Raw genomic sequence first — 11,748 nt, 5'->3', positions numbered from 1 at the left:
CTCTATTCCCTCAACCTAGGATTCAGCGCGTCGGAGAGGCCGTCCCCCATCAGGTTGAAGCCGAGGACGCAGAAGACCACTGCCAAGCCCGGGAAAAGAGAGACCCACCACTCGGTCCTGATGTAGGCGAAACCTTCCTGAAGGAGGAGTCCCCAAGTGGAGGTGTTCGGGTCCCCGAAGCCGAGGAAGCTGATGACGACTTCCGTCAGGATGTTGCCGGCGATGAGGAGTGACGAGATGACTATGATCGGCGAGAGCATGTTCGGGACGACGTGCCTGAAGAGGATCCTCGTGTTGCTCGCGCCGAGAGCACGCGCGGCCTGCACGAACTCTAGCTCCCGAATCCTCAGAATCTCTCCCCTCGCGACCAGGGCTATGGTGGGCCAGCCGAAGACTCCCAGGATGAGCGTGATGAGCGGGAGCCCGAAGCCCCCCGCGACCAGGAGCACGAAGACCCTCGCGAAGAGGAGGATGATCACGAGGACTGGCAGCGTGAGGAAGACCTGGGTGAACCCCAGGAGGAAGGCGCTGGAGAAGCCCCTCCGGTAGCCGGCAAGGCTTCCGACCAGGACTCCTATGGCCACCGAAATGACTGTGGCCCCTATGCCGACGAAGAGGTCGTTCGGCGTCCCGTGGAGGATCTCGCTGTAAACGTCGATCCCGGAGTTCTCAGTCCCGAGGGGGTGGGCCCAGTTCGTGAAGGGGGGGAGGTTCGTGCACCCCTGGTAGAGGCACCCGAAGTCCCTCACGGGGTAAGGAGCGAGGAAGAAACCGAAGACCATCAGGAAGACGAAGAAACCGACGATGGCTAACCCGGCGAGGCCAGCCTTGTTCTTCCTGAACCTCCTGAAAGCGACCGCCCACTGGCCCGCGGCCCTTCGCTTGTGGGCTTTCACCGGAGGCGCTGGGGGGTTCTTGGACTCCCCGCTCAGGAGAGTCTCACTCTCGGGTCGAGCCAGGCGTATGCGAGGTCCGTGCCCAGGTTAGCGATGAGGACTATCAGCGTGATTATCATCGTGATCCCCTGCACGACAGGGAGGTCGAGGACGGTGGCGGCGAGGACGAAGGCGTAGCCCAGGCCGGGCCAGGTGAAGGTCGTCTCGAGCCCGGGAGCCCCAGCGAGGAGGAACCCGAAGGAGAGGCCCACGATCGTGATCACCGGGGTGACGGCGTTCTTCAGCGCGTACCTGTAGATTATGGTCGACTCCTTGATCCCGCTCGCCCTGGCTGCGAGCACATAGTCCTGCCTCAGGACTTCAAGCATGTTGGCCCTGATGAGCCGGACGATGGTCGCGACAGAGACGAAGGTGAGCACGAGTACGGGAAGGATGAGGTGGGCCAGGACGTCCAGCTGGTAGTTGCCCCACCAGTAGGGCGGGTAGGGGGAGACGGCACCGAAGGCGGGGAGCCACGGAAAGTACACCGAGAAGATGAGGATCAGCATGATCCCGACCCAGAAGGTCGGCATAGACACGCCGAAGATCGCTGTCGAGGTGACCGCTATGTCTGACTTTGAGTACTGGTGCTTCGCGGAGTAGATCCCGATCGGGACTCCGATTCCAAGGCTGAGGAAGAGCGCGAGGAGCTGGAGCTCGAGCGTCGTCCCGATCCAGGGGACGATCTTGTCAGCCACCGTTCCTCCTTGGAGGGAAATCCCCAGGTTGCCCGTCAGGAACTCGCCCAGCCACTGGAAGTACCTCGCGTAGAGTGGCTCGTTCAAGTGATAGAATGCTATCAGCTGCTGAAGCTGGGCCGGGGTCAGGGTCTTGAAGGAGAGCCTGATCAGCTTGATCGGGTCTCCGGCTGCGTTGGTTATGATGAAAGTGATGATAGAGACGGAGAGGAAGACTGGAATCATGAACAGGACCCGGCGTATCAAGTAGGTGAGAAGACTCGCCACGGGTGAAATTATTGCCGTTCGGTGCTAATATAGGTTGTTACCAATGAGACGGGGTTTATCCTTTAAGGACGGAGTCTGTTCGTCCTGCCGTTGGTCGCTCGACTCCGGACCCAGGGCTCAAAGGTCGTTGCCATTGCCGGGATTGTGATCACGCTGGCGACGCTTATCCTGCCTGTAGTCAGGACCCCGCAGACCGTGGCCCTCGAGGGGCCTACCGCCCCGTATGGAGCTTCGTCCACCACTCTGAGCGGATACTACATCCCGCCGGTCGACCAAGGCACTCGAGTCACGATAGTGATAACCGGGTACTCGCCTTCTAGCCTCTATCTGTCGGTCTTCTCAACCGCCGAGGGCGGGCTCGCGACCATAGGAACACCGATCTTGATCATACACAACTTCTCCAGCCCCCTGGTCAGGGTCTCGTTCGTGTCTCCGTCTACACAGCCGTATGGAATCTACGTCTTCTCGGGGAACAGGACACACTTCGTGATCGCCGTGGACGGGAACTGGTCAGGGTACTACTTCCTAAGGGGCTACACGTCAGAAGGGCTATTCGTGGCGTTGGTCGGGCTGCTGGGATATTCGTACTTCCGGACTTGGGAGAAGAGGGCCGCCCTGGAGGAGGTCGCCAGGAAGGAAGCAAGCTCCGGAGGGGCGAAGCCGTTGAGCGCGTTGACTCTGAGCTTGGCCTAGCCTGGCAGGCTGACCCTATTTTGTCATTGGAACAGAACGACCCCGTAGGAAACCGTATGCGTACCATCCGTTCACGATGATGAAAGCGAACGCCAGGACCTGAATCCAGTCAAGGGTCAGAGGACTCTGGAGCGTCACCGAGTTCCTGATCATGTCAAAGTACTTTGTGAGGATCGAGTACGAGAACGAAGGCGAGTATCTCTCCGCGGCCGCGTATGCGACGCGGGCCTGAAGGTCCTTGGTCACCAGGTACCCCGCGACAAGAATCAGGACGTCCCCGATGAGCAACTTGAGCCCAGCCTTGGCCAATGTACTCGACCCCCGGTCGGCCAATAAAAACCCTCATCGCGCGAAAAGGGTTTAACCGCTGGTCTGGCCGGCGTCCCGACGTTGAAGTTCCAGGCAGGAACCGCAGTCTACGTCGTGGGATTCGTCGTCTTCTTGCTTGTCTTTTCATTCCTGCTGCTCTCCTACACTAGGAGGGTGGACGGGACGAGCATGCTTCCGACCTTGGAGGAGGGCGACCTGGTCGTGCTTGAGCACGCCTCCTTCTCTGATGTCCATGTGGGAGACATAATCGTCTACGACCCACCTTGCTCGGCGACCGGCTCATCCGTGATTCATAGGGTCGTCGCGTCCAGCCCTGATGGGTTCACTACAAGGGGCGACAACAATCCGTTGCCCGACCAGGACCCAAGCGCGAGGATCGCCACAGGACCGATCACCCAAGACTGCATTGTCGGAAAGGTCGTCTTCGTTGTCCCCTACGTTGAGCGGCTCGCTTCGTTGCCGTACGGAGCCAACTACATCCTTGCGGCTCTGATCTTCATCGCGGTGCTCTACTCTGAGCTGGGAGGAAGGGGCAAGGCTGAAGCCGACAGCGAGCAGCCTGAAGAACGTCCCGAGCCGCCCCCGAAGGACTCGACCACGGCATCTTGACCCCGCATAGCTGGGACAAGTGGATGACGATGATCCAGAACGAACTTCCTCCAAGGGAAGAAGCGGAAGAGTGAGAAGGCTCGCCTTCGCAGGTGGTTTAGTATTCCTCGGAATCAGCCTTTTTTGGCTGGCTTTCGTTTACAACAATCAATTGGTGTGCGCGTCTGCGCATGGCCTCATACTCTGCCGCAACCCGATTTCTGACCTAATGGTGTCTGCCGTTCCGTCAGCGATAGTCGGACTGGCATTGGTCGTCTACTCCTTCTTCGGCCCAACCCATAATCCCCAGACAGTTGACGCCGAGAACTCGGAGTAGTCTGGAAGTGCGTAATCCCCAGCCAAGTTACCAGAACCGGCCGTTTGCTTATATACCCTTTAAATAGCCTCGGCTGACGAGCAATTTCTAGATGCCTCAGACCAAGGCCATCGTAAGCATCGAAAATGTGGTCGCGTCGGCGTCAGTCAACCAAACCGTCGACCTCAACCTGATCACCAAGAACTTCGTCACGGTCGAGTACCACCCGGACCAGTTCCCGGGGCTCGTCTTCAGGCTGAGGAACCCCAAGACAGCGACCCTGATTTTCAGCTCTGGGAAGATGGTCTGCACGGGCGCAAAGTCTGAGGAGCAGGCGAGGAAGGCGGTTCAGGAGGTCGTTCGCCAACTCAGGAAGGGAAAGATCCCGATCAAGAACGAAGCCGTAGTGGAGATCCAGAACATCGTCGCCTCTGCAAGCCTCGGGGGGAAGGTCCACCTCGAAGAGGCCGCGAGGACCCTGCCAAAGTCGATGTACGAGCCCGAGCAGTTTCCAGGGCTCATCCACAGGATGGCCGACCCCAAAACGGTCATACTCCTTTTCGCGTCGGGCAAGCTCGTCTGCACAGGCGCGAAGAAAGAGAGCGAAGTCTACAGAGCGGTCAACAACCTCCACGTCACCCTAGAAGAAAAGAACCTGATGGTCTACTGACGGCGTCCGACCGACCGGACGATCGCCTTCATGTCGTCCTGAGATATCAGCTCCATCGAAGCCAGGGTGTCAGCCAGCTCCATCACGTCGGTGACCGCGTGCAGGGCGATGCCTGCCTTGCTTAGCCGTTCCCTTGCCCCTTCCATCCTGTCAATCAGCACGACCGCGTCCTTCACCTCTCCGCCCTCGTCCTCGATTGCCTTCGCCGAGGAGAGGATTGACTTTCCTGACCTGGAGAGGCTGTCGACAAGCACGACGGTCCAGTCCGGCCTTATCTCTCCCTCGACCTCCTTCTCCCCAGCTTGTTTGGAGGTCCTGACATAGATGAGTGGAAGTTTTAGAGAGACCGCAACGGGTGAAGCGATCACAAGCCCGGTCATCGGTGTCCCGCACAGAGCGTCCACGCGCCCGGCCTTCTTGGTGACCAGGTCCCCGATCGCCTCCGCGACCAGTCTGTACAGGCCAGGATAGCTGGATATTCCCTTTAGGTTGACGTAGTACGAACTCTCCTTTCCGTCCGGCATCGTAGTAGGCTCGAACTGCAGGGCCCCCGCCTTCACCAAGCCCTCCGCAAGCGACCTGAGTAGAGCGCGCCTGTTCTTCCAGGTCATGAAAGCCGGGCCGCGATTCGAGCTTTTAAACCAACCCGGCCGCAGATTTGATGATTGCCAGAAATCTGGATTCCGTTCGGGCCGGTCGAGACGCTCGTCACCATCCAAGCAGAAAACTTGGGAACAGTTGTGGACGAAAGAGCGGAGAAAGGGACAGTCGACTCGGAGCGCCTCCTCGAGACCGCGAAGGCCGCAGCCGCATTCTTCGTCTGCGACGTAAGGCCTTCGACCCTCGAACTGATCAAAGACCTGTCGCCTGCAATCTCATCCTCCGACGGGACCAAGGTATTCTCCGCAGCCCCTCGAAGGGTCGAGTCGGCCGTCCCCGAGCTGAGGGGGAGAGTCTACACCCTGCCTCCTCCCGTCAAGCTTGGGGGCGACGAAAAGCCTGTACTCTCCGCGGAGCTCACTGCTCCGGGGAAGAAGGTCTTCGCGGGGACTGCGAGCCCGGACCCCTACTTCGGAATCTCGGACCCCCGGGTTGAAGCGTGCCTCAACTGGGTGGCAAACTCTTCGAGAGAGGCGGCGAAAGGGACCAAGAGCCTCGAGCCGACCCCGTTCCGCAAGACCCTTCACTACGACAGGCTTGAGGACCTCACTCAGAGGTTCACCCACTCGACCTTCCTGACCGTAGTCCCCCGGGGCGGCAAATTGAGGACTGTGATGGAGGACGCGCCGTTCGACGCCGTGAGGAACGGCTTCCCCAAGGTCGAGATGTCGCCCGCGAAGGCGCTAGTGATAGGCGCCGGGGGGCGCGGCTACGACGATTCCCTCTCTTCCTCGCTGCGTTCAGTGTGGGGCGCAACTGCAGGCCTCAGGAAGGCGGGAACCCTGCTCCTGATCGCGGAGTGCTCAGAGGGCCTAGGGTCCACCACGCTGGAGATGCTGGCCACGGGGAGGCTCCCGATGGAGGCTGCTCGAAAGCAGGACCGCGCGGCAGTGGGGATGGAGGAGGTCTTCTACTTGAACAAGCTCAAGGACGAATACGACGTTCTCCTGCTATCGGGACTCCCTGAAGTCTACGCGAGCCAGAAGCTCGGCCTGACGACCGCCAAAGGGTCAGGGGAGGCGGTTGGTCGGCTCCTCAACAAGGTCGGGCGCAGCGGCAAGGTCAACGTCGTCACCAGGGCGTCCGAGTGCAGGCCCTCAGCCTAGCGGGAACCCTGCGATGTCTTGAGGCACGGGCAGGCACAGGATGAGTAGGAGTATCGCCGCGAGGTAGGCCCACTTCCTCGAGTTAGAGAGCTTCGAGACTTCGTCTAGGAGCAGAACCTGCGGAGGCCTCCCGACGAGGAGTAAGGCGAAGACCGAGAGCGCCCAGTAGGACTGCGTGTGCCCTATGTCAACTACGAACAGGAGAAAGATCGTCAGGTATCCCGCGACCCTCGAGGCCCTCTGGCCCCAGGCCAAACTCGAGAGGTACCCTCCGTCGAAGTACGCGAGCGGCATCAGGCCTATCGCACCTACCGCGAGCCCCACGGTCGCCCCGTCAGCGATGGGCGAGAGGCGCACTGCTGATGCCGCACCCCCCGCCAGGGGCCCAAGTAGTGAGTCGATACCCCACTCTATGCCACTGGGATTGAAAAAGAGGAACTGGCTCTGTTGTACCACGGTAGAGGACCCGTAGGCCGTCAGGTCTCCAATCAGGTAGAGGACGACTGCAAGGGCGATGCAACTGAGGGGTCCAGAGATCCTACTTACGAAGAGCGAGTCGCGGTTGAGTGATGGTTTCTTCGCGAGAGAAGTGGCCCCTAGGGTGGGCAGGAAGGAAGTGAGGTACGGAATCCCAGGTATGAAGAGCGAGGTGCTGGGCGCATCCCCTGAGCGACTGGACGAGTACCTGTGACCAACCTCGCGAGCCGCCAGCAGAGCAACCACTGTCCCTCCGTAGGAGAGCACCACGAAGTAGCCCGGCGCACCGGGCACGAACTGGTCGTAGACGATTCTCTCGAGGAGGGAGAAGACTATGACCGAACTCAATGTTAGAAGGGCAAGGATGACAGGGAGCCTCGAGCCCTTCTGCTCGACTGCCTGCGACTTCTTCAACTGCAAGACGCACTCCGACTCAGAACCGGTCAGCCAGGGCGTCAGCCCTTTCCCGGCCAGGGTCCGCCGCAGTGAGGCGAAGCTCTGCTTGGTCCGTGCCTCGTACTCGACCCTGTACTCGGACTCCCCTCCCTCGAGCTGATACGAATCAAGGACCTTGAAGCTGGAGGCGACCAGCCGGTCTACGTCGGTCGCAGCTTCAGGCAACTCGCCCGCCGCCGGGCGCCTCGATAATAAGGTCTGCCGCGCGCCAGCAAAACTTAACCGACCGCAGAGCGGGAAGCGGGCACCTTGCAGAAGGAGGTCGTGGCCAGGGTCGGAGACTACCAGATCAGGCAGTGCACGAGCGACGACATCGAGCAAGTGATAGACATCAACTCCAAGACCCTGCCCGAACACTACTCGGACCACTTCTACTTCGAGATCCTCGCTGAGTTCCCCGAGACCTTCCTGGTCGCAGAACTCTCTGGGGAGGTTGTCGGGTACATCATGTGCAGAATCGAGTACGGCTTCTCTCACGTCAGGAGGCTAGGCCTCGCAAGGAAAGGGCACATCGTCTCCGTGGCTGTCCGCGAAGAGCACCGAGGCAAGGGGATTGGGGGCAACCTTGTCATCTCGTCAGAGGGCGAGATGGGAAAGAAGGCGGTGACCGAGAGCTACCTCGAAGTCCGCGTCTCCAACACGCAGGCCATATCGCTCTATGAGAAGCTCGGGTACAAGACGACGGGGCGCCTCGAGGCCTATTACAGGGACGGGGAGGCAGCCCTCGTAATGGCCGCGCAGGTCGGGCAATGAAAGAGAGCGGCTCCTTCCTAGCTCTCGCCGAGGCCCTTGACAGGGTGCGGTCAACCTCAAGCAAGAAGCAGAAGGTCGCGTTCCTGTCAGACTACCTCAAGGACCTGTCCCCGGAGGACGCGCAGGTCGCAGCCAGGCTCGCTGTCGGGAGGACGGGTGAGCGCGGCGGGAAGGACGAAGCCCAGGTCGGATACTCTACGCTGCTCGACGTCCTGAAGGACGTCACGGGCGCCTCCTCAATCGATGTGTCTGACGTCTACCTTGAGCACGGTGACCTTGGGGAGGTCGCCGAGAAGCTACTTTCGAAGAAAAAAGAGCAGACCCTGTTCTCTGAGCCCTTGCGGCTCTCTGATATAGACCAGGCGTCGAAAGACCTCAGGTCCTCCAAGGGGCACGGGGCCACTGCTAGAAGGAAGGGGGTCGTGAAGTCTCTCCTGCTCAGGGCGAGCCCCCTCGAAGCGAAGTATCTTGTGAAGGCGCTCACGGCCGAGATGCGGACCGGGATGGTCTCGGGCCTCTTGGAGGAGGCGGTCTCCGTCGCCTACTCGATTCCCAAAGAGACGATTGCCAGGGCGCACATGCTGCTGGGGGACGTGGGCCTCTTGGCCAAGGCAGGGGCCCAGGGGACGGCTGACGCCGTGGAGATGGAGCCCTTCCGGCCGGTCAATTTCATGCTGGCGGAGCCGGTGCCCTCGGCAGACGAGGTCGCCCAGCACTTCGGGAAGGAGGTGGTCGCCGAATACAAGTACGACGGGGTGAGAGCCCAAGTCCACAAGAGAGGAACGGAGACGCGCCTCTACTCCCGCCGCCTCGAAGACATTACTTCGAGCTTCCCAGAAGTCGTGAAGGCGCTCGAAGGAGTGGACGAGACGTTCATCCTTGACGGCGAGCTCGTCCCCTTCTCCGACGGGAAGCCCCTGCCCTTCCAGCTCCTCCAGAGGAGGCTGCGCAGGATGGAGGGCTTCGAAGAGGCGGCACAGAACGCGCCTGTCGTGCTGTTCGCCTTCGACATCCTCTATCGGAAAAGGAAGGAACTGACCGCCCTCCCGCTCGCGAAGAGGAAGAAGGAACTGGCGCAAGTCGTGGCCGGGACTCGGGTGAAGCTGGCCGAGTCGAGGCTGGTCAAGACCGGACAAGAGATACAGAGCGCGTTCCGCGAGAGCCGCGACCTAGGATACGAGGGGCTCGTGGTCAAGGACCCCGAGAGCGTGTACACCATGGGGAAGAGAGGCTCAGGCTGGGTCAAGCTCAAGGAGGAGCTCGACACCCTTGATGTCGTAGTCGTGGCGGCGGAATACGGGCACGGCAAGAGGGTCGGGGTCATCTCTGACTACACATTCGCCGTCCGCAGCGAAGGAGGCCTCAAGACAGTCGGCAAGGCCTACAGCGGGCTCTCTGACGAAGAGATCGACCAGATGACCGCGAAGCTAAAGTCGATCACCACCAAGGACTTCGGCTACAGGAGGACGGTGAAGCCTGAGGTGGTCTTGGAGGTCGCCTTCGACAGCGTCCAGAAGAGCAGCAGGCACGACAGCGGGTACGCTCTCAGGTTCCCCAGGATCAAGAGGATCCGGACTGACAAGGCCCCGGACCAGGTCGACACGCTCGAGAGGGTCGCTGAGATCTTCTCCTCCCAGAAGCTCAAGGTCGAGCCCTGAACGGACGTCTCCTGCGCTCCTTAAATCGCCCTCCCCAGCCGTCGGGCCGTTGTACTCCCAGGCCCTCATCCTCGTCTCGTTCGCGACAGCGGCCGTCCAGGACGTGAGGCAGAGGTCGGTCAACGACCTGGTGTGGCTTCCTTCGGTCGCGGGCATCGCGCTCGTCTTCTACGCCTTCGTGACTCAGAGGTTCCTTCCTGGCCTCGAGCTCGAGCTCCTGAAGGTCGGACTGCTCGGCGGGATTGCGCTCGCCTTCGCCCTCTTCGGGTTCATAGGCCAGGCAGACGCCATAGCGATGGCCATCATCGCCGCCGACCCCTACCCCCTCTCGCCGATACCCGCGGTCCTCGCCGCGGCCGTGGTCGCGTTGGGGCACATCGGGTACGTGTTCGCGACCGGGGACACGAAGAAGGGGCTCACCGTCCCGATGGACAGGTTCCTCCGGGAACAAAAGTGGATTCCAAAGGCGATACTGTCCGGCGGAATCAGGAAGGAGGTCAGCGGCGACGTCAACGTGGCGAGGGACGAGGTGGAAGCAGCAAAGGACCCAGGCGCGAGCGTCGAAGTGAGCTATGGGGTGCCGACAGTGGCGTACTTGGGGGTCGGATACGCCGCGTTCCTGGTCTATCTGCTCGTGTTCGCGCCGGACGTCTTCTTCGGCCTCCCCTAGGTCTGCCACCGGGTTAGGTTAAATCCGGAGTGCTGGCAGCGCCGCCACAAGATGACTTTCGTAGTCCTGGAGGGATTCTCGGGGAGCGGCAAGACTACCCTGGCGAGGGGCCTGGAGACCAAGGGCTGGGTAAGGCTCCCGGAGTCTGCGCACGCGGTCCCCGCGAGCGTCCCAGTCGGCGAAGGGGCCGACACGTACTCCGACCTGACGCTATTCGGTTCGACGATGTCCTACTGCTCGGCGATCTCTCGCCTGAGGACGGGGTCGATGATCGTCTCAGAGGGCTACCTCCTCTCCGACCTGGCCTACGCCCGCATCCGCTACGACCTTGGCAAGAGCAGGGCCTACCCGGGAATGCTTGCGATGTGCAAGAGCGTTCTCTCCGAGCCGGCGATGGTCCCAGACCTCTACGTCCTCCTCGAGGCCCGTCCGGAGACGATCGGCCGAAGGCAGGCAGAGAAGGACGCCCGCGAGCGCAACCAGAACAGCTACTTCCGCAGAAGCTACTATGATGTGCTCACCGGGCTCCACGAAGACCTGGCCCAGACGAACGTCGAGCGCCTCCTGACGGACAGGGACCACCCGATCACCCTGACTGCCCTTGTGAGCCTGCTGAAGAGAAAGGGACTGGGCCTGAGTTGAAGTCAGACCGGGTCGACTGGGACACGACGCTCTCGCTCGCCGTCGGGCGGGCCAGGGCCGCTGTCTCTAAGATACACCAGTCGCAGAGGTCAAGGCGACTCGGAAAAGGGGCCTCCGGCGACACGACCCTCGTCGCGGACCGGGCCGCGGAGGACGCCATCATCAAGACCCTCAGGCTCCCGGGCGTCAGAGTGCTGAGCGAGGAGGCAGGGGAGGTCGGGCCTCGGGAGTCCACTTGGGTCGCGGTCGTAGACCCGCTCGACGGCTCAAGCAACTACTCGCAGGGGATCCCTTTCTACTGTGCTTCGATCGCCGTAGCGAGAGGCCCAAGACTCTCCGACGTCGAGTTCGGAATCGTCACCGACCTTCAGAGCGGCCGGACGTACTACGCGAAACGGGGCGGAGGGGCGATGAGAGACGGAAGGCGGGTCCGGCCATCCAAAGAGGAGAAACTAGAAGACGCGATAGTGGGCTTAGACCTCTCCAGGTCGAAAGGCGCACTCCTCTCGAGGTCAACCGCGCTGATCCCGCATGTCAGGAGGCAGGTGCACTTCGGCGCGAACGCCCTGGAGGCCTCGATGGTGGCAGACGGGACCCTGGACGCTTTCGTCGACCTTAGGAGGACGATGCGGGTCACAGACGTCGCCGCCGCGTACCTGATCGTGAGAGAGGCCGGTGGCAGGGTGACCGATGAAGACGGAGCCGAGCTAGACCCGCCGCTCGACCTGAAGGCCAGGTTCGGGTTGGTCGCATCGGGCAACGGGACACTCCACTCCGAACTCCTCGCTCTGGTCAACCGGACCTCCGCCTGACGCCGAACCGCTCACAT

Annotated in this window: 14 protein-coding genes; 9 read left to right on the top strand and 5 right to left on the bottom strand. The window is 61.4% G+C overall.

Annotation, left to right across the window (positions count from 1 at the left end; all coding sequences use genetic code 11):
• Window positions 1–2: 2 nt before the first annotated feature.
• Window positions 3–896 (bottom strand): ABC transporter permease, encoded by an 894-nt coding sequence (locus HY247_01105; GenBank protein QQG48945.1) that lies wholly within the window; start codon window positions 894–896, stop codon window positions 3–5.
• A 32-nt stretch (window positions 897–928) separates the two neighbouring features.
• Window positions 929–1,900 (bottom strand): ABC transporter permease, encoded by a 972-nt coding sequence (locus tag HY247_01100; protein ID QQG48944.1) that lies wholly within the window; start codon window positions 1,898–1,900, stop codon window positions 929–931.
• Between the two features lie 90 nt (window positions 1,901–1,990).
• Between HY247_01100 and HY247_01095 the strand changes: the two genes are divergently transcribed.
• On the top strand, window positions 1,991–2,593 hold the full coding sequence (locus HY247_01095) for a hypothetical protein (protein ID QQG48943.1): 603 nt from the start codon (window positions 1,991–1,993) through the stop codon (window positions 2,591–2,593).
• A 15-nt stretch (window positions 2,594–2,608) separates the two neighbouring features.
• On the opposite strand, the gene HY247_01090 is transcribed toward HY247_01095, so the two are convergent.
• Complete coding sequence (locus HY247_01090) at window positions 2,609–2,902, bottom strand: hypothetical protein (protein QQG48942.1); 294 nt, start codon at window positions 2,900–2,902, stop codon at window positions 2,609–2,611.
• 81 nt (window positions 2,903–2,983) lie between these two features.
• Between HY247_01090 and HY247_01085 the strand changes: the two genes are divergently transcribed.
• Together HY247_01085 and HY247_01080 are read left to right on the top strand one after the other, a co-directional pair.
• Window positions 2,984–3,532, top strand: a complete 549-nt coding sequence (locus HY247_01085) for a signal peptidase I (GenBank protein QQG48941.1) — start codon at window positions 2,984–2,986, stop codon at window positions 3,530–3,532.
• A 407-nt stretch (window positions 3,533–3,939) separates the two neighbouring features.
• Complete coding sequence (locus HY247_01080) at window positions 3,940–4,497, top strand: TATA-box-binding protein (GenBank protein ID QQG48940.1); 558 nt, start codon at window positions 3,940–3,942, stop codon at window positions 4,495–4,497.
• Here the strand turns inward: HY247_01080 and HY247_01075 are convergent.
• Window positions 4,491–5,108, bottom strand: a complete 618-nt coding sequence (locus tag HY247_01075; protein ID QQG48939.1) for a hypothetical protein — start codon at window positions 5,106–5,108, stop codon at window positions 4,491–4,493. The two genes, HY247_01080 and HY247_01075, sit on opposite strands and share 7 nt — an antisense overlap.
• A 54-nt stretch (window positions 5,109–5,162) precedes the next feature.
• Between HY247_01075 and HY247_01070 the strand changes: the two genes are divergently transcribed.
• The gene (locus HY247_01070; protein ID QQG48938.1) at window positions 5,163–6,263 is read left to right on the top strand and encodes a hypothetical protein; all 1,101 of its coding nucleotides are present in this window, start codon (window positions 5,163–5,165) and stop codon (window positions 6,261–6,263) included.
• Here the strand turns inward: HY247_01070 and HY247_01065 are convergent.
• Window positions 6,255–7,361: a hypothetical protein gene (locus HY247_01065; GenBank protein QQG48937.1), complete on the bottom strand. Its 1,107-nt coding sequence runs from the start codon at window positions 7,359–7,361 to the stop codon at window positions 6,255–6,257. The two genes, HY247_01070 and HY247_01065, sit on opposite strands and share 9 nt — an antisense overlap.
• Window positions 7,362–7,445: 84 nt before the next feature.
• Here HY247_01065 and HY247_01060 point away from each other — a divergent pair, with 84 nt between their 5' ends.
• Genes HY247_01060 through HY247_01040 form a run of 5 tightly spaced genes read left to right on the top strand, consistent with a single transcriptional unit; the run spans window position 7,446 to window position 11,731 of the window.
• Complete coding sequence (locus HY247_01060) at window positions 7,446–7,949, top strand: GNAT family N-acetyltransferase (GenBank protein QQG48936.1); 504 nt, start codon at window positions 7,446–7,448, stop codon at window positions 7,947–7,949.
• Entirely contained in the window at window positions 7,946–9,607 is a 1,662-nt protein-coding gene (locus HY247_01055; protein ID QQG48935.1) for an ATP-dependent DNA ligase, read from the top strand. Before HY247_01060 ends, HY247_01055 begins: the two co-directional genes overlap by 4 nt.
• A 49-nt stretch (window positions 9,608–9,656) precedes the next feature.
• Window positions 9,657–10,277 (top strand): hypothetical protein, encoded by a 621-nt coding sequence (locus HY247_01050; protein QQG48934.1) that lies wholly within the window; start codon window positions 9,657–9,659, stop codon window positions 10,275–10,277.
• A gap of 51 nt (window positions 10,278–10,328) precedes the next feature.
• Window positions 10,329–10,919 (top strand): deoxynucleoside kinase, encoded by a 591-nt coding sequence (locus HY247_01045; protein ID QQG48933.1) that lies wholly within the window; start codon window positions 10,329–10,331, stop codon window positions 10,917–10,919.
• On the top strand, window positions 10,916–11,731 hold the full coding sequence (locus HY247_01040; GenBank protein QQG48932.1) for a D-fructose 1,6-bisphosphatase: 816 nt from the start codon (window positions 10,916–10,918) through the stop codon (window positions 11,729–11,731). The genes HY247_01045 and HY247_01040 overlap by 4 nt, the downstream gene beginning before the upstream one ends.
• Window positions 11,732–11,748 lie beyond the last annotated feature (17 nt).

The organism is archaeon (assembly GCA_016432545.1).
In the GTDB taxonomy this organism is placed as follows: Archaea; Thermoproteota; Nitrososphaeria; order Nitrososphaerales; family Gagatemarchaeaceae; genus UBA183.
Note: the sequence above shows the minus strand (reverse complement) of the source record. Positions and strands in the feature narration are given on the sequence as shown.

Excerpts from the sequence above, each read along its gene's own strand:
- HY247_01080 (QQG48940.1), top strand. The coding sequence starts at position 3,940 with ATGCCTCAGACCAAGGCCATCGTAAGCATCGAAAATGTGGTCGCGTCG.
- HY247_01075 (QQG48939.1), bottom strand. The coding sequence starts at position 5,108 with ATGACCTGGAAGAACAGGCGCGCTCTACTCAGGTCGCTTGCGGAGGGC.
- HY247_01055 (QQG48935.1), top strand. The coding sequence starts at position 7,946 with ATGAAAGAGAGCGGCTCCTTCCTAGCTCTCGCCGAGGCCCTTGACAGG.
- HY247_01045 (QQG48933.1), top strand. The coding sequence starts at position 10,329 with ATGACTTTCGTAGTCCTGGAGGGATTCTCGGGGAGCGGCAAGACTACC.